Consider the following 25,413-nt stretch of genomic DNA (forward strand, 5'->3'; position numbering starts at 1 on the left):
CGGGTTTGCCGCAGCCGCTCTTCGGCTCGTCCCCGACGACGGGCCGGCCCGCGAAGAGGAGCCTTCACGCCATGCAACACGTCCTCTCCCCCGTCCGGCTCGAGGCCCGCCGCGATCCCTCGCTCAGCCGCTGGCTGTGGCTCGTGAAGTGGCTCCTCGCGCTCCCGCACTTCATCGTCCTCGCGTTCCTGTGGATCGGCGTCGTCGGCGCGAGCATCGGCGCGTTCTTCGCGATCCTCTTCACCGGCCGCTACCCGCAGTCGCTCTTCGACTTCAACCTCGGGGTGCTGCGCTGGTCGTGGCGCGTCGGCTTCTACACCTACGGGGCGCTCGGCACCGACGAGTACCCGCCGTTCAGCCTCGACGAGGAGCCCGACTACCCCGCCCAGCTCCACATCGAGCGGCCCGGCGAGCTCTCCCGCGGGCTCGTGCTCGTGAAGTGGCTGCTCGCCCTCCCGCACCTCCTCGTCATCGGCGTGCTCACCGGCGGCGGCGCATGGGTGATCCTCGGGCTCGGCGAGGAGGCCGCCGGCGGCGGGCTCATCTCGCTGCTCGTCCTCATCGCCGGCGGCTTCCTCCTCTTCACCGGCCGCTACCCGAGCGCGCTGTTCGACCTCATCCTCGGCCTCGACCGCTGGGTCGTGCGCGTCGGCGCGTACGTCGCGCTCATGACCGACGAGTACCCGCCCTTCCGGCTCGACCAGGGCGCCAAGGATCCCGCGACGCTCGTCGTCGGCGGCGAGGGCCGCGCGACGCCGGACGGCGCCTGACCCTCGTGCGTGCGCTGCGACGCGGGTCGGCGATGTCGCCGACCCGCGCCGTCGACGCTAGGACGCGTCCCGGAGCCGCTGCGCCTCGGGCAGCGACTCGAGCTTCTTCAGGGTGTGGTTCTCGATCTGGCGGATCCGCTCGCGCGTGACGTTGAACGCGCGGCCGACCTCCTCGAGCGTGCGCGGACGACCGCCGGTGAGGCCGAAGCGCATCTCGATGACCTCGCGCTCCCGCTGCGGCAGCGCGGCGAGCGCCCGATGGACGTTCTCCTTGCGGAGGTTCTCGCTCGCAAGCTCGAAGGGCGACTCGGCGGTCTGGTCCTCGACGAAGTCGCCGAGCTCGGACTCCTCCTCCTCGCCGATCGGCTTCTCGAGCGAGATCGGCTGCTGGCTCATGCGCAGGATGTCGCGCACCTCGCGCGGCGTGCACTCGAGCTCGGAGGCGATCTCCTCGGGCGAGGGCTCGCGGCCGAGCGCCTGGACGAGCTGACGCTCGACGTGCACGACCTTGTTGAGCTTCTCGACCATGTGGACCGGGATGCGGATCGTCCGCCCCTTGTCCGCGATCGCACGGGTGACCGCCTGGCGGATCCACCACGTCGCGTACGTCGAGAACTTGTAGCCGCGCCGGTAGTCGAACTTCTCGACCGCCCGGATGAGCCCGAGCGAGCCCTCCTGGATGAGGTCGAGGAACGACAGCCCGCGGCCGAGGTAGCCCTTCGCGATGGACACGACGAGGCGCAGGTTCGCCTCGACCATCTGCTGCTTGGCGTCCATGTCGCCGCGCTCGATCCGCTTCGCGAGCGAGACCTCCTGCTCGGCGGTGAGGAGCGACACGCGCCCGATCGACCGCAGGTAGAGCCTCAGGCTGTCGAGGCTCGGCTCGACCGTGAGGTCGATCTGCGGCTTCTTCTGGGCGGCCTGCGCCGCCTCCTGCTGCTCGCGGCGCGCCTCGGCGGCCGCCTCCACCTTCCCGTGCTCGCTGGTCGCGAGCTTGCCGTCGCTCCCGACGACGGCGACGCCGTGCTCCTCGAGCCACTGGTGCAGCTCGAGGACCTGCTCCTTGGAGACCTCGACTTCTTCGAGACGCTCCGCGATCTGTTCGAAGGTGAGGAGACCCTTCTCCTGCCCCTCCGCGATGAGCGGCTTCAGCTCATCCAGCTCGTGGATCGGCGCCTCGTCCGCCAGCAGACCTTCCGTCTTCGTACTCAACCCTCATCCTCGCTGTCGGCATCGTCGCCCAGCCGTCCCCCTGGTGGCCGGGCTCTTCTGCATTGCTGTTCAGCTTGGTGCACCGTGGTGCGGGCCGCGACGTCTGCCGCGAGGGGCTGAGCCTTCTTCGTCCCCGACACGTAGGTGGGGTGGCATCGAGCCGATGCCCTGAGTGATACCACAGCCCTCGCGGGGAGTCGCGCCTCATCGACGACCCACGTCGCGCTCGCGCGGTCCGTCCCGTGGGCGCGGGTCGCAGCCATTACCCTCGGAGAACGCATGGAACCCTCGAGCCTCCACCTCTCAAGCCCCGACGTCCAGAACGAGCGGCCGACGCTCCACGTCAGCCTGTCGCGCGTCGGCGTGACCGGCGTCGAGAAGATCATCCGGATCGACCGCGGCGGGGAGATCCAGCTCTTCTCGGCGACCCTCGAGTGCTTCGTCGACCTCGGCCCGAAGCAGAAGGGCGCGCACATGAGCCGCTTCGAGGAGGTCGTCAACGACGCCATCGGCGAGGTGATCCTCGGCGACTCCGCGTTCCGCGCCGAGACCCTCGCGCAGCGCATCGCCGAGCGCGTCCGCGAGCGGCAGGACGCCCTGCGCGCCGACGTGACGATCGCGGCCCGCTACCCGGAGGAGAAGCCCGCCCCGGTCTCCGGGATCCCCACGCAGGAGATCTACACGCTCTACGGGTCGGCGGTCGCGAGCGAGCACGGGACGCGCCGACTCGTCGGGGTCGCCGCCCAGGGCATGACCGCCTGCCCGTGCGCCCAGGGCCTCGTCGCCGCCTCCGCCCGCGAGCGCCTGGAGGCGGACGGCTTCGACGACGGCGAGATCGCGCGGATCTTCGAGGCCGTCCCCGTCGCGACCCACAACCAGCGCGGGCTGGGGACGCTCCACCTCGGCCTCCCTGAGCACCTCGACGTCGAGATCGAGGCGACCGACCTCGTCGCGATCGTCGAGGAGTCGATGAGCTCGGAGATCTACGAGCTCATGAAGCGCAGCGACGAGGGCTCCGTCGTCGAGAAGGCCCACCGCCGCCCCCGGTTCGTCGAGGACTGCGTCCGCGAGATGATCCGCGGCGTCGTCGACCGCTACGGCGAGCTCCCGGCGGAGGTCTTCGTCTCCGCGCGCCAGGAGAACCTCGAGACGATCCACCAGCACAACGTCGTCGCCGAGCGCTTCGGCCTCCTCGGCGAGCTGCGCGACGAGATCCGGACGGGCGAGCACCTCCCGCACCACACGTCGATGCGCGAGTGGATCGACGCGCCGTCCCGCCCCCGGTGAGTCAGCCCGTCACCTCGGCGCACGCCGAGAGCGCCCCCTGCACCGGATCGCGCTCGATCGCGACGACGCTGTAGGACGCCGCGTCCTCGAACGCTCGCCGCGGGGCCTCCGCGTCGAGCGGGTCGCTCCCGCGGCCCGCCATGATGAGGAGCCGGTAGCCCGTCCCCTCGTAGAGCCGGGCGTCGTTCCCGCCGATCCGGACGTCCTCGACGAGGCGGGGCCCGGCCCCGTTCGCGAGGTCCGCGCGGAGAGGACCGAGGACGTCGGGGCCGAGCACGTACTGCCCGTCGGAGTTCTCGATGCACGTCCGCAGGTCGGCGGGGACGTCGTCGTGGGTCCGGACGATCGCGATGACGAGCACCACGATCGTCGCGGAGACCGCGAGGAGGACGAGGGCGATCGATCCGCGCACGACGCCGACCGTATCCGAGCCCCGGCGCCGGCGGGCGCGCTCCCCGTCGGTCAGGCGCGCTCGGGCGGTGCCGGCGGTCCGGGCCTGCCGTCGAGGCGCCGCTCGGCCTCCTCGAGGCGGCGGCGGAGCCCGAAGAAGTAGTCGACGCCGCTCACGACGGTGATCCCGACGGCGGCATACACCCAGAGGTCGACCCAGAGGGGCGTCGGCGAGCCCATCGCGATGAGGAAGAAGATCGCCTGCACCTGCACGATCGTCTTCGCCTTGCCCCACCAGTTCGACGCGATGACGACGCCCTGCTGCGTCGCCGCCATCCTCGTCGCGGTCACGGCGAACTCCCGGGCGATGATGACCATCGCGACCCACGCCTCGAGGCGGTCGAGCGAGACGAGGGTGACGAGCGCGGCGATGATGAGGAGCTTGTCCGCCACCGGGTCCATGAGCTTCCCGAAGGTCGTGATCTGCCCGCGGGCCCGCGCGATGTAGCCGTCCATCATGTCGGTGAAGGAGGCGAGCGCGAACACCCCGGCCGCGATGACGTCTCCGCGATCGGTCTCGAGGAGGAGCGCGACGACGAGCGCGGGGACCAGCAGGATCCTCACGACGGTGAGGACGTTGGGCAGGTTGACCGGGAACACCTCGCTGTCCTATCACCACGAGGTACCCGGAGTTACCCCCGCCTCGCGCGCGCGTGCGGCGTGGGGCCGGTCATGAGAGGCTTGCGGACAGATGGACGACGACGCCGGTGCGACCGACTCGCTCTCCGCGACCCAGGAGCACATCCTCGCGATGGTGCGGCGCACGGGGATCCTCTCCGAGGAGGATCTGCCGGCCCTCGCCGACTTCGTCCGCCGCGCGGATCGCATCCCCGGAGGCATCGACGAGTGGACCCTCATCAGCTTCATCCAGGCCTACGGCCGCGGGGTCGAGCGGATCGCCGCCGCCGAGGCCGACCAGGGGGCACGCCGCCTCGCCGACGTCCCGCCCGAGCAGCTCGAGTCGGCGCTCGACGACTGGCTCGACGAGGTGGTGCCGCTCGCGCGCGACGCGTTCAACACCTTCCACGCCCACCGCGTCGAGCAGCTGCTGCGGCGGCGCCTCGACGGCGTCGACAGCGAGACCGGCCGCAGCCTCTCCGACGCGGAGACCGCGGTCGCTCTCGTCGACCTCCGCGGGTCGACCGCGTTCATGCTGGAGCGCTCGCCGACGGAGATCGAGGACCTCGTCGACGGCCTCTACTTCCTCGGCGCCGAGGTCGCGACCCGCCACGAGGTGTCGGCCGCCAAGTTCCTCGGCGACGGCATGATGCTCGTCTCGCGGGATCGCGCGCGCCTCGTCGCGGCGACGCGCGACGCGGTCGACACGCTCGACGCGCGGACCGCCCTGCGCGCGGCCGGCGGCGTCGCCCACGGACCCATCATCCGGCGCGCCGGCGACTGGTTCGGGACGCCGGTCAACCTCGCCTCGCGGCTCGTCGAGATCGCCGCGCCCGGCGAGATCCTCGTCGACGCCCCCGCGCTCCCCGGGGACACGACGGTCGCCCGCTGGAGGACGGTCGCCCTGCGCGGGCTGCCGGAGCCGCGCCACGTCGCCGTCGTGTGAGGCCGGGCACGCCGGTTCGAGCCCGCGCCGGGCGGGGTACGCCGAGCCCATGTCGCTCCCCACACGGACGCTCGGCGCCGGCGGCCCGGAGGTCGGCGCCCTCGGCCTCGGCTGCATGGGCATGTCGGAGTTCTACGGCGCCACCGACGAGTCCGAGGCGATCGCGACGATCCACCACGCGCTCGACATCGGCGTCACGCTCCTCGACACCGCGGACATGTACGGCCACGGCGACAACGAGCGGCTCGTCGGCCGCGCGATCTCCGGCCGCCGCGACGAGGTCGTCCTCGCGACGAAGTTCGGGATCGTCCGCGACGCGGCCGACCCTCGGCGCCGCGGGATCGACGGGAGCCCGGACTACGTGCGCTCGTGCTGCGAGGCGTCGATGCGCCGCCTCGGCGTCGACCACATCGATCTCTACTACCAGCACCGCGTCGACCCCGAGACGCCGATCGAGGAGACGGTCGGCGCGATGGCGGAGCTCGTGAAGGAGGGGAAGGTCCGACACCTCGGCCTCAGCGAGGCCGGCGCCGGGACGATCCGCCGCGCGGCCGCCGTCCACCCGATCGCGGCGCTCCAGAGCGAGTGGTCGCTGTGGTCGCGCGACATCGAGGAGGAGGTCGTCCCCGCGTGCCGCGCGCTCGGGATCGCGATCGTCCCCTACTCGCCGCTCGGGCGCGGCTTCCTCACCGGCGCCCTCCGCTCGCGCGAGGCCCTCTCCGAGGACGACTTCCGCCGCCACTCGCCGCGGTTCGCGGAGGGGAACCTCGACCGCAACCTCGCGATCGTCGAGGTCGTCGAGCGCTTCGCGGAGCGTCACCGCTGCACCCCGGCCCAGCTCGCGCTCGCGTGGGTCCTCGCGCGGGCCGATCCGCCCCCGCCCGCCCACGGCGACGTCGTCCCGATCCCGGGCACGCGCCACCGGGACCGCCTCGACGAGAACGTCGGCGCGCTCGAGGTGCGGCTCGGCCCCGACGAGGTGCGCGAGCTCGACGCGGCGCTCCCCGCGCCACGCGGGGAGCGCTACGACGAGCCGGGGATGAGCGTCATCGGCCGCTGAGCGCGGGCTGCCGCTCGGAGGCCTCGTCCGCGAGAGCGGCCCCGAGCGACGCGAGGCGCCCGGCGAGCTCGCCGTCCGCGAGGCTCAGCCCGTCCCCGGCGAGCGCGCGGTCGATCTCGGGCACGCTGACGGCGCCGTCGAGAGGCCGCGCCCCGGCGATCCGCAGGACGCGGACGAGGTCCTCTGCCGCCCAGAGCCCGCCGAAATGGCCGACGCTGTGGGACACGACGGCGACCGGCAGCGACGCCAGCGCGCTCGTCGCCCTCGGCCGCGACGCCCAGTCGATCGCGTTCTTGAGGACGCCGGGCACGGACCCGTTGTACTCCGGCGTGACGACGAGGAGCGCGTCGGCGTCCGCGATCGCCTCACGGAGGGCGCGCACGCCGGCGGGCGGCGCGTCCGCGACGTCGGCGTCCTCGTCGTAGGCCGGCACCGCGGCGAGGCCGTCGAACGCGACGACCTCGGCGCGGGACGGCAGCGCCGCGGCGGCAGCCCTGAGGAGCCGGCCGCTGTGCGAGCCGGAGCGGAGGCTGCCGGCGATCGCGAGGATGCGCATGGTCACGCCTCCTCGCGGTGGAGCTCGAGCGCGACGGAGACGCTGACGTCCCAGCCGACCGCGAGGCGGCCGCCCGGCAGCTCGGCGTTCCAGTCGAGGCCGAAGTCGCGACGGTCGATCGTCGTCGAGAGATCGACCGCGACCGCCTCCCCGCCCGCGAGATCCGGGCCGGGCTCGCCGATCGTCCCGGCCGCGACGACCGGCCGCGTGACGCCGCGGATCGTGAGCTCGCCCGAGACCTCCGCGGTGCCGTCCGCGGCGCGGCGGATGTCGGTCGAGGCGAACGCGACCTCGGGGTTCTCCTCGGCGCCGAAGAACTCCGGCGAGAGGAGGTGGGCGCGGAGATCGTCCTGGCGGACGTCGATCGAGGTGACGGGCACGGCGCCGCGGAGGACGCCGGCGTCGGCGTCGTAGCCGCCGGTGACGTCGGCGAAGCCGGCGCGGAAGGTCGCGACGAGAATGCCCGACCGAGAAGCCGATCGAGGAGTGGACGGGATCGACGGTCCAGCGGCCGGTGAGGCCTGCGGAGAGGGACGGGACGTGGGCGGTGGTGGACATGACGGGCTCCTTCGTGACGTAAGTGGACTGTGGTCCGAATGTATAGCACAGACGGACTGCGGTCCGTTTGACACACTCCGCCTCCACGTGTCCGACCTCCCCGTCCTCCCCTCCGCACCCCACGCGTGGCCGCGAGAGCGCGCCGACGCCGCGCGCAACCGCCAGCGGATCCTCGACGCGGCCGCCGCCCTCGTCGCCGAGCACGGGCCCGAGGGCGTGACGATGGACCGGATCGCCGAAGCCGCCTGCGTCGGCAAGGGCACGCTGTTCCGGCGCTTCGGGGATCGCGCCGGCCTCCTGCGGACGCTCGTCTCCGAGCGGGAGGGCGCCTTCCAGGACGAGCTCATCCGGGGAGCGCCGCCGCTCGGCCCGGGCGCGCGCGCCGCGGAGCGCCTGCGCGCCTTCGGCTCGGCGTACCTCGAGCTGCTCGCGTCCCACGCGCCGATCCTCGCCGCGGCCGAGAGCGGGCAGGCGCGGGGCGCGCGGCTGGCGAGTCCGCCGTCCCAGCTCTACCGGACGCACCTCGCCGTCCTCCTGCGCGAGGCGGCCCCCGCGCTCGATGCCGACTACTTCGCCGACGTCCTCTTCACGTCGCTCTCACCCGAGCTCTTCCTCCACCAGCGCGACGAGCGCGGGCTGGACGTCCGGCGCCTCACGGACGGCTGGCGGGCCCACGTGGACGCGCTCGTCGCCGCGGGCGGCGGACCGGCCTGACCGCGACGAGCCGGCGGCGCCTCAGCGCCCGGCTTCCCGCAGGAGCCGCGCGTACCCACGGCGGAACGCCTCCTGCGCTCCAGCCGAGCTCGTGATCCGCCAGTCGGCCTCCTTGTCGAGGTCGAACCAGATGAGGGTGCGCACCTCGGGCCGGTCACGTAGGTACCGGAACATCCGGTAGATCCACCCGCTCTTGCTGCCGCCCTCCTCGGCGCTGCCGACCTCCGAGATCTCGATCGGCCGGCCAGGCGCGAGCTCCTCGAGGCGCTCGATGCTCGCGCGGAACACGTCGGCGAACGGCCGCCACTCCCTCCCGAAGGTCACGGCGCCGCCGTTGTAGCCGGAGAGGCCGACGATCGTGACCTCGGAGCGCCCGGGGAAGAGGTCCCGCGGGATCCGACCGACCAAGGGGCTCCAGACCCACCGCACGTTCGTCGCCCCCTCCCTCTCGAAGATCCGCCGCACGCGCCGCCACATGCGGACGAACTCCCCCTCGCGGTTCCCGTTGGCCCCCTCGCCCCACGGGTACCAGTCGCCGTTCATCTCGTGCGCGAGCCGCAGGCGGACGGGGCCGCCGTACTCCGCGATCGCCCGGGCCCAGCGGCGGATCGTCGCGTCGTGGTCGCCGTCGATGATCTTCCGCAGCCGGTACTCGGGCTGGTTCGCGAGCCCGGGCGACAGAGCGTCCCACGGCTCCCACGTGATGTTCGGGGTCGCGCCCATGGCCCTCACCGCTCGCGCCTGCTCCGGGTCGAAGCGGCCGTTCTCCCAGTCGGCGAACCACGAGACGACGCGCACGCGCCCGTCGGCCGCGCGGGCGAAGCTCCGCACCTCGTCGAGGTCCGCCCGCGTCCACGGCACGTAGACGTTCCGCGCGAGAGCCGGCGTCGTCACGCCGAGGCGCAGGGCCTTCGCGCTCGCCGCCTCCGAGGCGACCGGGCTCGCCGCGAGCACGCAGACGGCGGCCGCGAGGAGAGCCGTCGGGCGGCGCGCGCCCGTGCACGGCGTCAGGAGCATGCCTCGAGGGTCGAGCACCCCCGAGCGTCAAGCGGGTGAGATCTCCTCCGGCTCGGCGTCGAGCGGAGTGCCCCGCCCGCGCGGCTTCAGCCCCCCGGCAGCGCGAGCCGGAAGACCTGCTTCACGACCGAGCGGTACTGCCGGCCGAGGCGGCCGCTGTTGTACGGCAGGCCGTGGCGCTCGCACACCTCGCGGACCCGCGGGGCGATCTCCGCATAGCGGCTGCTCGGGAGATCGGGGAAGAGGTGGTGCTCGATCTGGAACGAGAGGTTGCCGGTGAGCAGGTGGAAGAGCCGGCCGCCCTCGAGGTTGCACGAGCCGAGGAGCTGACGGCGGTACCAGCCCCCGCGCGACTCGGCCGCGAACTCGTCCTCGGTGAAGGTCTCTGCCTCCTCCGGGAGATGGCCGCAGAAGACGATCGTGTGAACCCAGACGCTGCGGGCGACGTTCGCCGTGAGGTTTCCGGCGAGCGCGCGCTTCCATCCCTTGCGCCCGGCCAGCGCGGGACCGACGAGGTAGTCCTTCACGACCTGGGCACGCGCCTTGCGCAGCAGGCCCATGACCTCCTCGCGCGCCTGCTCCTTCGACTTCTCGCCGCGGCGCACCGCGTCGAGCTCCATGTCGTAGAGCGCGATCCCCCACTCGAACGTGAGGGCCATGAGGAAGAAGTAGACGGGCTGCGTGAGGTAGACGGGATGCCACGGCTGCTCCGGCTCGACGCGCAGGGCCGAGTAGCCGAGATCGCGATCGAGCCCGAGCACGTTCGTGAACGTGTGGTGCTGGTAGTTGTGCGCGTGCTTCCACGAGGCCGCGGTCGAGACCGCGTCCCACTCCCACGTCGTCGAGTGGATGTGCGGATCGTTCATCCAGTCCCACTGACCGTGGAGGACGTTGTGCCCGATCTCCATGTTCTCGAGGACCTTCGCGAGCGACAGGGCGACCGTCCCGGCGACCGCGGCGGGACGCTTGCGGGAGCCGATGAGGAGCGCTCGGCCGGCGAGCTCGAGCACCCGCTGCGCCCGGATGACGCGCAGGATGTACGCGCGGTCGCGCGCGCCGAGGTCGGCGCGGACGTCGGCGGCGATCGCGTCGAGGTCGCGGGCGAGCTGCTCGAGGCGCTCGTCCTCGAGCAGCGGCGGCGCGGAGGCCGTGGACGGACGTGCCTCGTCGAGGCTGGCGGTGGGCGGGATGGGAGTGCTCCTCGTCCGGAAGGGTCGGGCGTGCGGACCGACGGCGGGCGGCGCGGACCCTAGCGGCCTCGGCACCGCCGTCGCGCAGCACCGGCGGCCAACCCCCCGAGGGGGCGGGTCCGCCGCTCCGCTAGGGTGCCCTCCATGCCTCTTGTCCCGACCGTGGTCGAGCGCTCCGCTCGCGGCGAGCGCGAGTACGACATCTTCAGCCGGCTGCTCAACGAGCGGATCATCTTCCTCGGGCAGCCGGTCGACGACACGATCGCCAACCTCGTCGTCGCCCAGCTCCTGCATCTCGAGTCCTCGGACCCGGAGAAGGACATCTCGCTCTACATCAACTCGCCGGGCGGGTCGGTGTCGGCGGGTCTCGCGATCTACGACACGATGCAGTTCATCAAGCCGGACGTCTCGACGATCTGCTGCGGGATCGCGATGTCGATGGGCTCGCTGCTCCTCATGGGCGGCGCCGCGGGCAAGCGCATGTCGCTCCCGAACAGCCGCATCCTCATCCACCAGCCGTCCTCCCCCGGCTACGAGGGCCAGGCGTCGGACATCGAGATCCACGCCCGCGAGATCCTCAAGACGCGCGCGACCCTCGAGAAGATCTACGAGAAGCACACCGGCCAGTCACTCGAGCAGATCCACACGGACATGGAGCGCGACCGCTTCTTCAAGCCCGAGGAGGCGAAGGAGTACGGCCTCATCGATCGGGTCATCACCGAGCACTGACCCGCCGCTCCGGGCGTGAGTGTGGATCGACCCGGCTGAGAGCCGGGTCGATCCACACTCACCGCCGCGGGCGCTCAGCCCGGGATGCGGACCGGGTGCTCGATCGCGCCGAGCGACTCGATCTCGATCCGCACGACGTCGCCGTCCTCGAGGAAGACCCGCGGGTCCATCGCCATGCCGACGCCACTCGGCGTCCCGGTGAGGATGAGGTCGCCCGGCTCGAGCGTGCAGGTCTCGCGGATGAACGCGACGACTTCCTCGACGCCGAAGATGAGGTCGTTCGTCCGGGCGTCCTGGCGCAGCTCGCCGTTCACCCAGGTGCGCAGGGCGAGGTCCTCCGGGTTCGGGACCTCGTCGGCCGTCGTCACCCACGGCCCCCACGGGCACGCGGTGTCGAAGCCCTTGGCGCGCGTCCACTGCGCCTCGCGGCGCTGGAGGTCGCGCGCGCTGACGTCGTCGGCGACGGCGTAGCCGGCGATCTCGCCGCCGGCGCCCATGACGATCGCGAGCTCGCCCTCGTAGTCGAGCCGGCGGACGACCGGCGGGCACACGACCGGGCCGGACGGCCCCACGGAGCTCGTGGGGAGCTTCATGAAGACGATCGGGCGCTCCGGAGCCTCCTTGCCCTGCTCGGCGGCGTGCGCGGCGTAGTTGAGGCCGATCCCGAAGATCGCGCGCGGACGCGGGACGGGCGCGAGGAGCGTCACCTCGGAGAGCGCGAACGACGCGCCGCTCGCCGACGTGCGGTCGCCGCTCGCGAGCCGGTCGAGGACCGTCGCGGAGTCGGCGAACGCGACGACCTCGTCGCCGCGCACCTCACCGGACACGGGGTCGCCGCCGGGCGGCGCGAAGGTCGCGAGCTTCATGGCCCGGCAGGCTAGTCGCGCGCGCGGGCGCGCGTCACGCGGCGAGGAGGTGGCTCCGGCGGCGCGGCGCGAGCGAGCGGCCGCGGGCGGCGTGGCGCTCGATGTACCGCGCGAGGTCGCCGGGGCGCTCGCGCTGCGGGTGGTGCCCCATCCCGTCCCAGATCTCGACGTGGGCCTGCGGCAGCGCGCTGCTCAGCGCGTCGGCGTGCGCAGGGTCGACGAGCGCGTCGTGCTCGCCCCACAGCGCGGCGACGGGGCCCGAGAAGGCGACCTGCCGCTTGAAGAAGGCGTTGTCCGATCGACCCGACGCGGCGATCGCCTGCGCAGCGGTCCGCACGCCGGGGCCCGAGCGCCAGGCCCGCCGGCGCAGCCGCTGCATGAGGTCGCCGGACGGCAGGCGCCGGTGGGCGACCATCGTCGAGTACGCCGCCGTGACGGCGAGCGGGTTGACGAGCGCGAGCGGGAGCGCGGCCTCGGTCACCTGCTGCACGCCGGGGAGCGTGACGAACTCCGAGAGCCGGATCCGGCCGTAGCCCGCGGGCGCGAGCAGGGCGAGGGCGTGGACGGCCGTCGTCCGCTCGGCGACGCCGGTCGCGACCGCGCCGCCGAGGCTGTGCCCGACGAGCGTGCAGCCGTCGACGTCGAGCTGCTCCAGGCCCTCGACGATCGCCTCGGCGTACGCGCTGATGCGCGGGCGCGTCGGCAGATCCGAGCCCCCGAAGCCGGGGAGGTCGATCGCGAGACACGGCCGGTGCGTCGTCCGCGCGAGGTCGGTCCAGCCCTCGCTGTCGTCCATGAGCCCGTGGAGGAGGACGAGGGGTCGCCCCGTGCCCTCCCAGCGCCGCACCCGGAGCCGATGACCCCCGTCGAGACGCAGGTCCTCGACGGTCGCTTCCCGCGGTCGAGCGACATGTGCTCGGAGGTCGGTCATCGCGTCCCTGTCATCGGCAGCTTGCCCTGCGGAACTGAACGCTGACGTCCAGTCATATTGAACGCTTCCCCAAACTCGTGAGGATCGCCACACGGTTGGGCGCGTCAACGCTCATATCCCTCTCAAGAGTCTCGCAGGTGCTGCCGATGGACCGTGGAGGATGCGCTTGCCGGCGGCCGCCCTCGCCCTTCTCCTCGCGCTCCTCCTCGGTCTCGTGGCACCCGGCCACGCCTCCGCCCGCGCCGCGATCCCGGCCGCATGGCCCTTCTCGACCCTCCAGCTCGGGATGCGCGACGCGGAGCACGGCGCCGCGGCGCTGCGCGACCGGATCCCGCTCGGCCTCCGCTACCACTACCTCTCGGGTGGCGCCAACACCGGTAGCGGCTGGCAGAGCTGGGCGCAGGGCGACGGGTCGTTCGTCGGCGGATTCGTCGAGGACAGCGCCGACCACGGGTTCACGCCGGTGTTCAGCCTCTACCAGCTGCGCGAGTCGCTCCCCGGCCGGGACCGGCCGGAGGTCGACGGCGTCTTCGCCAACCTCGCCTCGCGGGACACCATGCGCGCCTGGCTCCGCGACCTGCGGGTCGCCCTGCGGGAGATGGGCCGCACGCGGCGGACGACCGTCCTGCACGTCGAGCCCGATCTCTGGGGCTACCTCCAACGCGCCGCCCGCGACGACGACCCCAAGACGGTGCCCGTCGCCGTCTCGGCCACCGGGGTCCACGAGACCCGCGGGCTCCCGGACACGGCGGAGGGTCTCGCGCGGGCGGTCGTGCGCCTGCGGGACCGCCACGCGCCGAACGTCCTCCTCGGCTACCACCTCAGCGACTGGGGGACCGGCCACGACCTCGCCGACAGCGACCCCTCCGACGCTCGCATCGACGAGCTCGCGCTGCGCTCCGCGCGCTTCCAGCAGCGCCTCACGCGCGAGTGGGACCTCGTCGTCGCCGAGTTCGACGACGTCGACAACGGCTACGCGCGCGTCCGCGAGGGCGACGGCGGCCGCAGCGTGTGGGACGCCGAGGACTTCCGGCGTCACGCCCGCTACCTCGCCGGCGTGAGCTCGCGGACCGGCAAGCGCGTCGTCCTCTGGCAGATCCCGCTCGGGAACGAGAGCCTCGACGACACGCCCAAGCGCTACCGCGACAACCGCGTCGAGACGCTCCTCGGATCCGGCGGAGCCGAGGTGCGCCGCCGCTATCTCGACGCGGGCGTCGTGGCGCTCCTCTTCGGCAAGGCGTTCGGCGACGCGACCTGCGCGTGCGACGACGACGGCGACGGCCGCGACGACGACGGCGGGCTCTTCGCGCGTCTCGCGCGCGGCTACGCCGATCGCGGGGCCACCCGCCTCCCCGGCGCGACCCGCCGGCCGAGCCGCGTGAAGCGGCGCACGTCGACGCCGCGGATGCGCATCCGGTCCCGTCCTCGCTCCCGCTCCGTCCAGCGGGGCCGGACCCTCCGCGTCGACGTCCGCGTGACGGCGCGCGACACCGCGCGGGGCCTCGTCGCCGTGCAGCTCTACCGTCCCGGCGCCCGGACCCCGACCCGTCAGGTGCCCTTCCGGTCCCAGCGCCTGCGCCGGGGCAAGACGCGCCGCTACACCGCCCGCTTCCGGCTGCCCTCCGACGCGCCCCGCGGGACGTGGCGGGTGAAGGTCGGCGTCTTCGACCCGGACTGGCAGAAGCTGTGGGCGTGGCAGCCCGACGGCGGTCGGGTCTCCGTCCGCTAGGTGCGCCCGCTCTCAAAGCGCGGCGCCGGGTGCCGATAGGGGAGTCGATGTCGAGCGAGCGCGTCCATCTCATGATCGAAGGCGCCGGCCGGCGCGAGGCCGTCGTCGCGCGCGCGGTGCCGGGTGCGGCCGAGCTCGTCCTCACCCCGGTGGCCGCGGCGCCGCTCCCCGTCCGCTTCCTCCACGGCCGCCGCTGCCGCGTCCGTCCCGCCGGCGGCGACGGGAGCCTGTCGGTCGAGGGGACGCTGCGGGCCGTCCCCGACGAGGAGGGCTGCATCCGCGAGGGCGTCGTCCAGCTCCTCACCGACGTGCCCGAGCCCGCGGACGAGCCGGAGGCGCCGCCCGGGGTGCCGCCCCAGCGACGGCTCCACGACCGCGTCGACGCGATCCGTCCCGTCACGGTCGTCCCGGAGCGCTTCGGCGCGGGGTGGCTCGATCTGCGCACGCGCGACATCTCCGCCGGCGGGGTGCTCGTCGAGGACGACGGGAAGCTCCGGCCCGGCGAGCGCGTGCGGATCGTCCTCGAGCTCGGCTCCGGCGTCCCCCTCGGGGCGAGCGGGCGCGTCGTGCGGACCTCCGAGGACGGTCTCGCGGGCATCCGCCTCGACCCGCTCGGGGCCGTGGAGGCCCGCAGGCTCGAGCGGCATCTCGAGCTGCGCCGGCAGGGCGAGATCGCGGCGCGGCGAGCGGCCGAGCCCCACTGAGCCGCGCCCCCGCCGGACGTGGCAGGATCGCGTCATGCCCACGCTCGGCCTCGTCGGTCTCGTCCTCGCCGCCGCGGGCGGCGGCTCCTCCGGGTTCGGCGGCGGAGGGGGCGGCTTCAGCGGCGGAGGAGGGAGCAGCGGCGGCTTCGGCGGCTCGAGCGGCGGCAGCGGCGACTTCGGCCTCGTCGACGCGATCATCCTCGCCGGCATCTTCGGCGTCATCGCGCTCATCGCGGTCGTCGCCGTCATCCAGGCGATGCGCTTCCAGCGCAAGAAGCGCGAGCGGATCGAGGCGGTGACGCGCGCGAGCGCCGAGGCAGCGGAGGACGACGCGTACTTCGCCGCCGACGACGTCGTCGCCGCGGCGGCCACCCTCTTCCGCGACGTCCAGGGCGCATGGGGCCGTGACGACCGCGCGGCGCTCCGCCGGCTCGTCGGCGAGGACCTCATGGTCGAGTGGGAGCGCCGGCTCGACGACTTCGCGCGGAAGGGCTGGAAGAACGTCGTCGAGGTGCAGGACGGCCCGACCGTCGAGTACGTGGGGCTCGTCAACCGCGAGGACGACGCGGAGGACCGCGTCGTCCTGTGGATGTCCGCGACGCTCGTCGACAAGGTCATCGACCGCCACGGGGCGACGATCCTCCGCAACGGGGCGTCCTCCGAGACGGTGTCCCTCTCGGAGTGGTGGACGCTCGCGCGGGTCGACGACCGCTGGGTCCTCGTCGCGATCGAGGCCGGCAGCGAGGGCGTCCACCACCTCGACGCGGCGATCATCGCCTCGCCGTGGTCCGACGACGCCGCGCTCTTCGAGGAGGCGCGCGTCGAGGACGCCGTCGCGGCCGCGGCGCTTCCCGGCTTCACGACGAAGGAGCTCGTCGACGTCGACCTCGCCGACGACACGCGTGCGCAGGCGCTCGACCTCGCGCTCGCCGACGGGCGCTTCGCCCCCGACGTCCTCGAGATCGCCGCCCGCCGCGTCGTCGTCGCCTGGATCGAGGCCGTCGACGGCGACGACGGCCCGCTCCTCGAGATCGCCGACCCGGCCGCCGCGCGGGCGCTCCTCTACGGCGGTGACGAGAGCGAGCGCACGCGCGTCGTCGTCCGCGGGGCGACGATCGAGCGCGTGCACATCGACCGTCTCGACGCCGAGGCGGCGCCCGCGCGCATGCACGTCGTCCTCAGCGTCCGCGGCCGCCGGTACGTCGAGGACCGCGACACGCTCGCGCTCCTCGCCGGGAGCCGCGACCGGGAGACGACGTTCACCGAGCGCTGGACGCTCGCGCTCGACGGTCCCGACGAGCAGCCGTGGCGCCTCGCGGCCTCCGGCGGCCCGGTCACGGCGTAACCGGCTCTCGCCGCGCCTCCCCCGGGCGTTCCGGATCGCCGCGACCGCTGGGCGCATCCGCGTCGCACAGCGAAGCGGAGCGGACGTCGCGTTTCGGCGCTCAGGCGACCCGGTAGCGACCCGCAGCCCCGTAACCGACCAGGGAGCAAGCATGCACGAGCCGAACGAGCCGGGCCGGAAGGCCCTGCGGGACCGCCTGCCGCTCGGCGGCAAGGCGCCGCGCACCCGGGCCGTCGTGATCGCGACCGGCATCGCAGTCCTCGGGATCACGCCCTTCGGCGTCGCCGCCACCGGCGATCCTCTGCGCGAGGGCGTCCGCAACGGCACGACGACGTCCGAGACCGAGATCGTCGCGAACATCAACGCCTCGGGCGGCCAGAAGGGCGGCTACGCGACGCGCCAGTCGAACCTCTCGGAGTCCGGCGGCGGCGCGATCTACGGCTGCCGCTCGAAGGTCGGCGGCACCGCCGCCAACCCGCCGCAGGAGCCGTGCCTGCGCGCGAACAACCTCTCGACGGGCTACGCCTTCGAGTTCAACTCGGGGAACGGGCCGATCGTCGGCGCCATCACTGCCGGCACCGGCGGCGACACGAAGAAGCCGTTCGTCACGAACGCGACCGGCGTCGCGACCGGGCTCAACGCCGATCGCGTCGACGGCGCGAACGCCGAGGAGATCGTCGCCACGGCGCGCGCGAAGAGCGGCCTCGACGCCGACACCGTCGACGGCAAGGACTCGACCGAGCTGCAGGCGAAGTTCGCGCAGGTCGCGGGCGACGGCACGGCCGGCGAGACGCGCGGCGTCACGAGCGGCGGCGTCGCGAGGACCGGCACCGGCGTCTACACCGTCGGCTTCACCGGCGATCTGACGAAGTGCGGCTTCGGCTCGACGCTCGTGGGCACCGACCCGGGCGAGATCACGGTCGCGCAGGCGGTCGCCGGCGGCAACACGACCGTCACGGTCCGGACGTTCGACTCGACGGGCACCCCCGCCGATCGCTCGTTCAACATCGTCGGGCACTGCTGAGCGCGACGACAGCTCCGAGCACCGAGGGGGCGCCCGACGGCGCCCCCTCGTCGTGCTCGGGGGCCCCTGGCGCGCGCCGCCCGGCGCCCGGGCCGCACGCGCCCGTCAGAATGGCGGTGTGAGCGCCCGCTCCCTCCTCCTCGCGGTCGCGGCAGGCCTCGCCCTCGCCGACGCGTCGATCGTCACCCTCGCCCTCCCGGACGTCCTCGTCGAGCTCGACACGTCCGTCGAGGGCGTCGCCGCCGTCATCGGCGTCTACACCGTCGTCCTCGCCGCCGCCCTCGTCCCCCTCGAGCGGCTCCAGCGGCGCCTCGGCCCCGCGCACGTCGGCGCGGCCGGTCTCGCGCTCTTCGGCGCCGCCTCGCTCGCGTGCGGCGCCGCCGACGCGATGGGCGTCCTCCTCGTCGCGCGCGCTGTCCAGGCGATCGGCGGCGCGGCGACGCTCGTCGCCGTCTTCGCGCTCCTCGAGGGCGACATGGGCGCGCACCCGGCCGGGCACGCCCGCCGGCTCTGGCTCGGTGCCGCGGTGCTCTCCGCGGCGCTCGGACCCGCCCTCGGCGGCGCCCTCACCCAGGCCTTCGACTGGCGGGCGATCTTCTACGCGCAGGTCCCCGTCGTCGGCCTCGCCGCGCTCGCGTGCTGGAACGCCCGCGTGCTCCACCCCGCACGCCCCGGTGCGCTCGAGTCGGAGCGCCGCCCGGCGCCCGCGCCCGGCGTCCCGGCGTGGCGGGCCGCGCCGCTCGTCGGCCTGGCGCTCGTCTCGGCGGCGCTCAGCGCGGTCCTCTTCCTCCTCGTCCTCCTCCTCGTCGCCGGGTGGAGCGTCGAGCCGCTGCGTGCCGCGGTCACCGTCACCGTCCTCCCCGCGGCCGCCCTCGTCGGCTCGCGGTTCGGCGGGAGCGCCGCGCACCGCGCGATCGGCGGCTGCCTCCTCGTCGGCGCCGGGACGCTCTCGCTCGCCTTCCTCCCCGACGACCGGCTGCTCTGGACGGTCCCGCCCCAGATCCTCGCCGGCCTCGGCATGGGCCTCGCCCTCCCGGCGCTCGGCGGCGAGCTGCTGCCCGAGCGCGACGCGCGGGACGCGGCCCGCCTCCTCACCGCCCGCCACGCGGGCATCGCGATCGCGCTCGCGATCCTCGCGCCGATCACCGCCGAGCGCCTCGAGGACGCGACGCAGACCGCCCGCGAGCGCGGCGTCGCCGTCGCGCTCGACGCCCGGCTGCCGCCGCAGGACAAGCTCACGCTCGCCCCGGCGCTCCTCGGCTCGGTCGACAGCGCCGACCCGCGCGGGGAGCTCCTCGCGGCCCTCGACCGCGAGCGGCCGAGCGTCCTCGACGAGAACGTCGGCGAGTTCGACGTCATGGCCGCGCAGATCGACGAGACGCTCATCGCCGCGGTCGGCGAGTCGTTCGAGGTCGCGTTCCTCGTCACCGGCGCCTTCGCGATCCTCGCGGCGCTCGCGCTCGCCCCGGTCGCGCCGCGGCCGTCGACGGCGGCGGGCGCGGCGCTCGGCGTCTCCGTCGCGCTGGCGGCGATCGCTCCCGCGGTGTACGCGAGCGAGCGCGATGCCCGTGAGCCGGCGCCCGTCCGGCTCCAGGACCCCTGCGAGGAGCGCGAGCTGCCCGAGACGGGCGGTCTCAGCGGCTTCGTGCAGGACCGCGCGATCGAGGCCCTCGACCGCACCGCGTGCGGCTACGGGTCGAGCCGCGAGGAGCTCGTCCTCGCCCTCGCCCGCGGCGAGGACGCCGACCGCTTCGAGGACCGCTACGGGGAGAACCCGAGGTCGCTCGGGAGCATCGTGCAGTCGTTCCTCTTCGGCGGCTGAGGGACGGCCGCGCGACGGGGGTGGGGACGCCGGACCGCCCGCCCTTCGTAGAATGCCCGCGATCGTGAGTGCCAGTCTGAAGGGCAAGCTCCTCGTCGCGTCCCCGACGCTGGGGGACCCGAACTTCTCGCGGTCGGTCGTCCTCGTCGCCGAGCACGGAGAGGACGGCGCGCTCGGCCTCGTCCTCAACCGCCCGGCGGAGGCGCTCGTCGCCGAGGCCGTCGAGGACCTCGAGGCCCTCGTCGGCGACGACGAGCCGATCTTCGTCGGCGGACCCGTCGGCGACCAGGCGGTCATGGTCCTCGCGGAGTTCAACGACACGTCGCTCGCGGCCGACGTCATCCTCGGCGATCTCGGCTTCCTCCCGGCCGACGGGGACCTCGCGGTGCTCGTCGGGGCGACGCGCCGGGCGCGGGTCTTCGCCGGGCACAGCGGCTGGGGTCCGGGTCAGCTCGACTCCGAGCTCGACGACGGCGCGTGGATCGTCGTCGACGGCCGGCCGGACGACGTCTTCGCCGGCGATCCCAAGCATCTGTGGTCCGAGGTGCTCGAGCGCAAGGGCGGCGCCTACGCCGTGCTCGCCCGCCAGCCCGAGGACCCGTCGGTCAACTGACGCCGGGCGGACGCCCGCGGCGCCCGACGTGCCCCATCCTCCCTGACGTTCCTCACGCCAGGCGTGAGGAACGTCAGGAGGGATGGGCGCGACGTGCGCTCAGAGCCCGTCTCTGACGGGCTCGCGCGTCTCGTCGTCGCCGGGCGCGGAGCTCTCGACGGGCTCGCGCTGCTCGCCGGTCGTCGCGCGGTCGATCGCCCGGACGACCTCCTGGGGGTTCTCGACCCCCGAGAACTTGAAGAGCCCGGCGCGCTCGTCGCTCGCGACGTCGAAGTCGACCGTGCCCACCTTGAGGAGGCGCTGGAGCAGCGACTGCGACGTGTTCGTGTTCTGCACCCGCTCGACCCGCGTCTCCTCGGTCGTGCGGTTGAGGATGCCGCGGCGGATGTGGAGCCGGCGGGTCGTGATCGTGTACTCGGTCGCCATCCGCTTCACGTAGCCGAGGACGAGGAGCACGACGAGCGCCGCGCCCGCGACGATGACGACCCAGCCGACGCTCACCTCGTCGTCGACGACGGCGGTGACGGCCGCGGCGATCGCCCCGAGCAGCGCGCAGACGAGCAGCCCCTTGATGTAGAGGCCGAGCGTCGATCGCCAGGACGGATGCCCGCGGTAGATGATCGACTCACCGGGACTGAGGTCCATGCGGGGACTGTACCCCGGCGCGCCCGGCCCGCGCGAGGGGAATCTCCCCCGCTCACCCGATCCGGCGCGCCCCGGGCGGGAGGGACGGACCGTCGTCGCCGACCCCCTCGAGGGCGGACTGCAGCCGCGCCATGTACTGCCAGCGCGAGATCGCGCGCGCTCCGAGGCGCTCGGTGTGCGGGGTCGTCATCTGGATGTCGCACAGCTCCGCGCCGCTGCGGGAGAGCAGCTCGAGGGCCCGGACGAGCATGACGTTCCCGGCGTGCGGGCGACGGTGGAACATCGACTCGAGGAACGCGGCGCGGCCGAGCATCACGGCGACGGTCCCGGCGAGGAGCCCGTCCTCGGGGTCCCAGAGCTCGATCGAGTGGCAGGCGCCCGCCGCGTGCAGGCGGCTGTACAGCCGCGCCATCCGCGGGGTGAGCCAGACCCCGTCGTCCTCCCCGCGCGGGACCGAGCAGCGCGCGATGGTCTCCGCGAAGGCGCCGTCGAGACGCAGGCGCCACCGCTCCGCCTCCGGGCGGCGGAGGCTGCGGCGGACCGCACGGCGCGCGACGTCGAGCGACGCCTCGTCGAGATCGAACACGCCGCGCTCCTCCGGTGCGTACCACGGCAGCGGCTCGCCGGGCCGCTCCTCGTCGTCCATCGGGAACCAGCCGGAGGCGTACATCGAGAGCACGTCGTCGAGCGGGAGCTCCTCGTCCACGTCCCCCATGATCGCGAGCCGTACGATGAAGGTCATGGTCGACCCCTCCCACGTCGCGCTCGGCACCTGGAGTGGCGGGCGCTTCATGCACTTCGGCGAGCCCCTCGACGACGAGCGCCTCGAGGCGCTCCTGCGTCCCGACGCGCGCATCCCCGCGGTCATCACCGCCGACGCCTACGGCGCCGGAGAGGCCGACAGCGTGCTCGGGCGCGCGCTGCGCGGCGTGCCGCGCGACTCCGTGTGGATCGCGGGCGCGATCGGCCACGACTTCTACGAGGGCGAGCGCGAGGGGGCCAAGGGCTTCCCGCGCTTCACCGACCCCCGGCTGCGCGCGCCGGAGGAGTGGAGCGGCTACGTGCGGATGGCGACGGAGCGCTCGCTCGAGCGCGTCGGCGTCGACCGCTTCGACCTCCTGATGCTCCACAACCCCGACCACTCGGGCTACCACGACGAGCGGGTGTGGGAGGGGATGGCCGCCGTCAAGGAGGCCGGACTCGCGACGCAGATCGGCGTCGCCCCGGGCCCGGCCAACGGCTTCACCCTCGACGTCCTGCGCTGCTTCGAGCGCTTCGGGGACGTCATCGACTGGGCGATGGTCATCCTCAACCCGATGGAGCCGTGGCCCGGCGAGTACGTCCTCGAGGCCGCCGAGCGCCACGGGATCCGGCTCATCACGCGCGTCGTCGACTTCGGCGGCATCTTCTGGGACGACGTGAAGCCCGGCCACCCGTTCCGCGACTTCGATCACCGGCGGTTCCGTCCGGAGGGCTGGATCGAGCAGGGCTGCGAGCGCCTCGAGCGCATGCGCCCGATCGCCGAGCGCCACGACCTCACGCCGCTCCAGCTCGCGGCGCAGTGGAACCTCGCGCACCCGGCCGTCGACATGGTCGCGCCGACGCTCATCCAGGAGGCCGCGCCGTCGCTCCTCGCCGCGCCGCGGCCGGTCGAGGACAAGCGCGCCGAGCTCGCCGCGACGCCCGCGGAGGTGCGTCTCTCCGCCGAGGAGATCGCGGAGATCCGGCGCATCGGCGACAACACCGGCTGCATGGCCCTCAAGGGCGGCAACCCCGAGCACACCGACGTCGCGGCGGACCGCTGGCCGGTCGACGACGACCTCGCGGCCGCCGGTCGCCGCTGGGGCGTCTCCGTCGACGAGCTGCGGCACGTCCACGCGACCGCGTGAGCGTGGCGCCGCTCGACGTCACGCACTACTCCGACCCCGGCTGCCCGTGGGCGTACTCCGCTTCGCCCTTCCACACGGCGATGCGGTGGCGCTACGGCGAGGGGCTGCGCTGGCGCCACGTGTGGATCGGCCTCGCCGAGGACGCCGCCCAGTACGTCGCGCGCGGGTACACGCCCGAGCGCATGGCGAAGGGCTACCGGTCGTTCCGGCGCCGGGGCATGCCCTTCCAGACGGCGCCGCGTGAGCGCCCGATGGCGACCTCACCCGCGTGCCGGGCGCTCATCGCGATCCGCATGCGCCAGCCCGCCCACGAGCTCGCGGCGTTCCGCGCGCTGCAGTTCGGCTGGTTCACGACGTCGCTGCTCATGGACGACCCCGCCGCGCTGCGGGTCGCGCTCGCCCGCGTGGCGGGCCTCGACGCCGACGCAGCGGTCGACGCGATCGACGATCCCGAGGTGCGGGACGCCTACGAGGCCGGGCGCGAGGAGGCGCGCGGCGCCGAGGGCGGGCCGACGCACGCGCAGGGCAAGGCGGCGCAGACCGACGGGCCGGTCCGCTTCACCGCGCCCTCCCTCGTGTTCACGGCCCCCGACGGGCGCCGGCTCGAGGCCGGCGGATTCCAGCCGCTCGAGGCCTACGACCTCTGCGTCATGAACCTCGACCCCGGCCTCCCGCGCCGGCCCGCGCCGGCGGATGTCGGGGAGATCCTCGAGGCCTTCCCGCACGGCGTGACGACGCGGGAGGTCGCGCAGATCCTGGCGCCCGAGAACGCCGCGCCGGACGACGCGTCCGCGGAGGACCTGCTCATCGAGGCGGCCGTGGCGGGCCGGGCGCACCGGGAGCCGATCGGCCAGGACGCGCTCTGGTCGCGGCCTCGCATCTGACGCGCGAGAGAGCCGCGCCCCGGCCGGCACGCTCGGGGAGGGGGGCAGAGAGGTGCCGGCCGGTCGACGCGGAAGTTGGGAGACCCGGCCGCGTCCGCCCGGGGGACCGGAGGGCGGTTGCACGGCGGGCCTCCCTCCGTCGCACGCGAGGTGCGACGGTATGTCGGGATTACCCGTGGTCCCGAGGGGCCACACATGGAGAAGCGCCCCTCCGGGGCTCGCCCGGATCGGCAGCGACCCGGTTAGTGTGCCGCCGGAACCATGGAACGCGATCAGAGCATCGAGCAGGTCGCCGGCATCCTCGTCCGCGAGGGCCTCGGTTTCGAGACCCGCGACGACGGCCAGGGATACCGGCTCATCTTCGACTCCGCCGCTGTCTTCATCGGCTTCTCACCGTGGCGCGACGGCACCGTCATCACGCTGTCGAGCCCGATCCTCCAGGGCATCGACGAGGGCGGCCCCGGCGGAGCCGCCGCGCTCAACCGGCTCAACACCCTCAACAAGAACTCGTTCTTCACGAAGTTCACGTTCGAGGACGGCACGCTCATCGTCGAGTACGACCTCCTCGCCGACCGCCTCCAGGCCGACGAGCTCATGAACGCCCTCAGCGTCGTCGCGACCTCGGCCGAGGTCCTCGACGACGAGCTCGTCCACGAGCTCGGCGGCAAGCCCTTCCGCCAGGTCCTCGAGGAGCGCGAGGCGCGCGGCGAGCGCGGCGGCGACGAGGGCGAGGGCGACTGAACCCGGATCCCGGCTGAGCCGCTCGCGACTCAGGCGGCCCGGATGCCGAGCCGCCGCGCCGCGACCTCCGCGGGGACGAGGTCCGGAGCGGCCCGTCGCGCGTACGCGCGCTGCACGCCCTTGAGGACGCTGAGGACGGCGAGCGCGCGGCCCGCCGGCACGCTCGGTCGCAGCTCCCCCGCGCGCAGCGCCGCGGCGGCGTCGAGGTCGCCGCGCAGGAGACGGTGCGCGTCCTCTGCGCGGCACCGCAGCTCGATGGCGTCCTCGCCGGGAGCAGGCTGCGCGACCTCGCCGAGACGCAGCACGGGCGCCTCGCCGCGGAGCTCGATCGTGACGCGGCCCTCGGGCTCGGAGACGACGAACGAGAGCGTCGTCCCCAGCGCGCAGAGGCGCGCGCCGAGCGCCGGGTCCTCGTGCAGAGCGCACCCGAGGTCGACGCCGAGCCGGTCGTAGAGCTCGGCGGTGGACCGGAACCTGGGGGTGGGACGGTCGCGGGCGGCGCGCAGAGCCTCGCCGACCTCGGCCCACGAGCCGACCGACGGGAGCGCGCGGATGCGCTCGGCGCGGACGTCGGCGAAGACGTCGAGCCCGGGATGCGAGCGGCCGGCGGTGAGGAGGTACTCGCGGCGCGCCCCCGGCCCCCAGAGGAGGCTCTCGGCGTCCGTCGCCCACGCCGTCGGGCGCAGCCGCGCGAGCCAGCCGTGGCCCTCCGGCGCGACGAGGAGGCGCTCGCCGGGATCGACGGCCTCGACGACCTCGCCGCCGACCGGCGCCCACACGAGGAAGGTGCGGTCACCCGCCCGGACCCGGGCGAGGACGTCCCCGGCCGCGACGTGATCGCCGGGCGCGAGGCTCGCCACGGTGACGCGGACGTCGGCCTCGGCGATGAGCGCCGCGAAGGCGCGGGTCACCCCGACGACGACGTGGTCGACCGCGGTCTCCACCCACACGTGCGACGCGCGCTCGTAGCCGATCGCGCCGCCGGGCGCGAGGTCCGGCGCGACCGGCCGCGCCCAGGGCGGACGCTCGCCGAGCCCGGCGCGACGGCGGCGCAGCGGGAGCCGCGCGAGCTCGGGCAGCGGCGCCCCGTGGGCCGCGGCGGCCTCGGCGAGG

General features: G+C 74.1%; 27 protein-coding genes. 15 read left to right on the plus strand and 12 right to left on the minus strand.

Annotated features, from left to right (window positions below; all coding sequences use genetic code 11):
- The first annotated feature begins 71 nt into the window (after positions 1–71).
- A complete protein-coding gene (locus tag ACME2J_RS12240) occupies positions 72–770 on the plus strand; it encodes a DUF4389 domain-containing protein (RefSeq protein WP_495545196.1) in 699 nt (232 codons plus the stop codon).
- Between the two features lie 57 nt (positions 771–827).
- Here the strand turns inward: ACME2J_RS12240 and rpoD are convergent, their stop codons facing one another.
- On the minus strand, positions 828–1,982 hold the full coding sequence (gene rpoD, locus ACME2J_RS12245) for an RNA polymerase sigma factor RpoD (protein ID WP_495545197.1): 1,155 nt from the start codon (positions 1,980–1,982) through the stop codon (positions 828–830).
- A gap of 279 nt (positions 1,983–2,261) precedes the next feature.
- On the opposite strand from rpoD, the gene mptA reads away from it, so the two are divergent.
- Positions 2,262–3,269 (plus strand): GTP cyclohydrolase MptA, encoded by a 1,008-nt coding sequence (gene mptA, locus ACME2J_RS12250; RefSeq protein ID WP_495545198.1) that lies wholly within the window; start codon positions 2,262–2,264, stop codon positions 3,267–3,269.
- Position 3,270: 1 nt separating this feature from the next.
- On the opposite strand, the gene ACME2J_RS12255 is transcribed toward mptA, so the two are convergent.
- Both ACME2J_RS12255 and pgsA read right to left on the minus strand, forming a co-directional pair.
- Positions 3,271–3,681 (minus strand): hypothetical protein, encoded by a 411-nt coding sequence (locus ACME2J_RS12255; protein ID WP_495545199.1) that lies wholly within the window; start codon positions 3,679–3,681, stop codon positions 3,271–3,273.
- A 50-nt stretch (positions 3,682–3,731) separates the two neighbouring features.
- Positions 3,732–4,319, minus strand: coding sequence for a CDP-diacylglycerol--glycerol-3-phosphate 3-phosphatidyltransferase (pgsA, locus tag ACME2J_RS12260; protein ID WP_495545200.1), 588 nt, complete (start codon positions 4,317–4,319; stop codon positions 3,732–3,734).
- Between the two features lie 91 nt (positions 4,320–4,410).
- Between pgsA and ACME2J_RS12265 the strand changes: the two genes are divergently transcribed.
- Positions 4,411–5,283, plus strand: a complete 873-nt coding sequence (locus tag ACME2J_RS12265) for an adenylate/guanylate cyclase domain-containing protein (protein WP_495545201.1) — start codon at positions 4,411–4,413, stop codon at positions 5,281–5,283.
- 49 nt (positions 5,284–5,332) lie between these two features.
- Positions 5,333–6,343: an aldo/keto reductase gene (locus tag ACME2J_RS12270; protein WP_495545202.1), complete on the plus strand. Its 1,011-nt coding sequence runs from the start codon at positions 5,333–5,335 to the stop codon at positions 6,341–6,343.
- Here ACME2J_RS12270 and ACME2J_RS12275 read toward each other — a convergent pair.
- Entirely contained in the window at positions 6,330–6,899 is a 570-nt protein-coding gene (locus ACME2J_RS12275; protein WP_495545203.1) for an NADPH-dependent FMN reductase, read from the minus strand. The genes ACME2J_RS12270 and ACME2J_RS12275 overlap by 14 nt on opposite strands.
- 2 nt (positions 6,900–6,901) lie before the next feature.
- Positions 6,902–7,531, minus strand: a complete 630-nt coding sequence (locus ACME2J_RS12280) for a YceI family protein (protein WP_495545204.1) — start codon at positions 7,529–7,531, stop codon at positions 6,902–6,904.
- A gap of 13 nt (positions 7,532–7,544) precedes the next feature.
- On the opposite strand from ACME2J_RS12280, the gene ACME2J_RS12285 reads away from it, so the two are divergent.
- On the plus strand, positions 7,545–8,171 hold the full coding sequence (locus ACME2J_RS12285; RefSeq protein WP_495545205.1) for a TetR/AcrR family transcriptional regulator: 627 nt from the start codon (positions 7,545–7,547) through the stop codon (positions 8,169–8,171).
- A 21-nt stretch (positions 8,172–8,192) separates the two neighbouring features.
- Here ACME2J_RS12285 and ACME2J_RS12290 read toward each other — a convergent pair whose 3' ends face one another.
- Together ACME2J_RS12290 and ACME2J_RS12295 are read right to left on the minus strand one after the other, a co-directional pair.
- Positions 8,193–9,188: a glycoside hydrolase family 26 protein gene (locus tag ACME2J_RS12290; protein ID WP_495545206.1), complete on the minus strand. Its 996-nt coding sequence runs from the start codon at positions 9,186–9,188 to the stop codon at positions 8,193–8,195.
- 86 nt (positions 9,189–9,274) lie between these two features.
- Positions 9,275–10,453, minus strand: a complete 1,179-nt coding sequence (locus ACME2J_RS12295; protein WP_495545207.1) for a fatty acid desaturase family protein — start codon at positions 10,451–10,453, stop codon at positions 9,275–9,277.
- Positions 10,454–10,522: 69 nt separating this feature from the next.
- On the opposite strand from ACME2J_RS12295, the gene ACME2J_RS12300 reads away from it, so the two are divergent.
- Positions 10,523–11,107, plus strand: a complete 585-nt coding sequence (locus ACME2J_RS12300; protein WP_495545208.1) for an ATP-dependent Clp protease proteolytic subunit — start codon at positions 10,523–10,525, stop codon at positions 11,105–11,107.
- A 74-nt stretch (positions 11,108–11,181) separates the two neighbouring features.
- On the opposite strand, the gene ACME2J_RS12305 is transcribed toward ACME2J_RS12300, so the two are convergent.
- Together ACME2J_RS12305 and ACME2J_RS12310 are read right to left on the minus strand one after the other, a co-directional pair.
- Positions 11,182–11,973: a fumarylacetoacetate hydrolase family protein gene (locus tag ACME2J_RS12305; RefSeq protein WP_495545209.1), complete on the minus strand. Its 792-nt coding sequence runs from the start codon at positions 11,971–11,973 to the stop codon at positions 11,182–11,184.
- Positions 11,974–12,007: 34 nt separating this feature from the next.
- The gene (locus ACME2J_RS12310; RefSeq protein ID WP_495545210.1) at positions 12,008–12,904 is read right to left on the minus strand and encodes an alpha/beta fold hydrolase; all 897 of its coding nucleotides are present in this window, start codon (positions 12,902–12,904) and stop codon (positions 12,008–12,010) included.
- A 166-nt stretch (positions 12,905–13,070) separates the two neighbouring features.
- On the opposite strand from ACME2J_RS12310, the gene ACME2J_RS12315 reads away from it, so the two are divergent.
- The 6 genes from ACME2J_RS12315 to ACME2J_RS12340 all read left to right on the plus strand — a co-directional run bounded on the left by ACME2J_RS12315 (position 13,071) and on the right by ACME2J_RS12340 (position 20,141).
- Positions 13,071–14,633: a hypothetical protein gene (locus ACME2J_RS12315; RefSeq protein WP_495545211.1), complete on the plus strand. Its 1,563-nt coding sequence runs from the start codon at positions 13,071–13,073 to the stop codon at positions 14,631–14,633.
- Between the two features lie 47 nt (positions 14,634–14,680).
- On the plus strand, positions 14,681–15,337 hold the full coding sequence (locus ACME2J_RS12320; protein WP_495545212.1) for a PilZ domain-containing protein: 657 nt from the start codon (positions 14,681–14,683) through the stop codon (positions 15,335–15,337).
- A gap of 34 nt (positions 15,338–15,371) precedes the next feature.
- The gene (locus ACME2J_RS12325) at positions 15,372–16,682 is read left to right on the plus strand and encodes a TIM44-like domain-containing protein (protein WP_495545213.1); all 1,311 of its coding nucleotides are present in this window, start codon (positions 15,372–15,374) and stop codon (positions 16,680–16,682) included.
- A gap of 151 nt (positions 16,683–16,833) precedes the next feature.
- Complete coding sequence (locus ACME2J_RS12330) at positions 16,834–17,706, plus strand: hypothetical protein (RefSeq protein ID WP_495545214.1); 873 nt, start codon at positions 16,834–16,836, stop codon at positions 17,704–17,706.
- A 118-nt stretch (positions 17,707–17,824) separates the two neighbouring features.
- On the plus strand, positions 17,825–19,528 hold the full coding sequence (locus ACME2J_RS12335; RefSeq protein WP_495545215.1) for an MFS transporter: 1,704 nt from the start codon (positions 17,825–17,827) through the stop codon (positions 19,526–19,528).
- 64 nt (positions 19,529–19,592) lie between these two features.
- Positions 19,593–20,141, plus strand: a complete 549-nt coding sequence (locus tag ACME2J_RS12340) for a YqgE/AlgH family protein (RefSeq protein ID WP_495545216.1) — start codon at positions 19,593–19,595, stop codon at positions 20,139–20,141.
- A 99-nt stretch (positions 20,142–20,240) separates the two neighbouring features.
- Here ACME2J_RS12340 and ACME2J_RS12345 read toward each other — a convergent pair whose 3' ends face one another.
- Both ACME2J_RS12345 and ACME2J_RS12350 read right to left on the minus strand, forming a co-directional pair.
- Positions 20,241–20,786 carry a PH domain-containing protein gene (locus ACME2J_RS12345; protein ID WP_495545217.1) on the minus strand — a complete coding sequence of 182 codons (546 nt, stop codon included), beginning with the start codon at positions 20,784–20,786 and terminating at the stop codon, positions 20,241–20,243.
- Positions 20,787–20,838: 52 nt separating this feature from the next.
- Positions 20,839–21,528: a leucyl/phenylalanyl-tRNA--protein transferase gene (locus ACME2J_RS12350; RefSeq protein WP_495545218.1), complete on the minus strand. Its 690-nt coding sequence runs from the start codon at positions 21,526–21,528 to the stop codon at positions 20,839–20,841.
- On the opposite strand from ACME2J_RS12350, the gene ACME2J_RS12355 reads away from it, so the two are divergent.
- From ACME2J_RS12355 to ACME2J_RS12365, 3 genes are all read left to right on the plus strand, one after another.
- Positions 21,527–22,675 carry an aldo/keto reductase gene (locus tag ACME2J_RS12355; RefSeq protein WP_495545219.1) on the plus strand — a complete coding sequence of 383 codons (1,149 nt, stop codon included), beginning with the start codon at positions 21,527–21,529 and terminating at the stop codon, positions 22,673–22,675. The genes ACME2J_RS12350 and ACME2J_RS12355 overlap by 2 nt on opposite strands.
- 2 nt (positions 22,676–22,677) lie before the next feature.
- Positions 22,678–23,559, plus strand: coding sequence for a DsbA family protein (locus tag ACME2J_RS12360; RefSeq protein WP_495545220.1), 882 nt, complete (start codon positions 22,678–22,680; stop codon positions 23,557–23,559).
- A gap of 261 nt (positions 23,560–23,820) precedes the next feature.
- Positions 23,821–24,300, plus strand: coding sequence for a T3SS (YopN, CesT) and YbjN peptide-binding chaperone 1 (locus ACME2J_RS12365; protein ID WP_495545221.1), 480 nt, complete (start codon positions 23,821–23,823; stop codon positions 24,298–24,300).
- Positions 24,301–24,329: 29 nt separating this feature from the next.
- Here ACME2J_RS12365 and ACME2J_RS12370 read toward each other — a convergent pair.
- Positions 24,330–25,413 (minus strand): glycine cleavage system protein H (locus ACME2J_RS12370; protein WP_495545222.1); only part of this gene is annotated, 1,084 nt, incomplete at its 5' end.

This window comes from Paraconexibacter sp. (assembly GCF_059438195.1).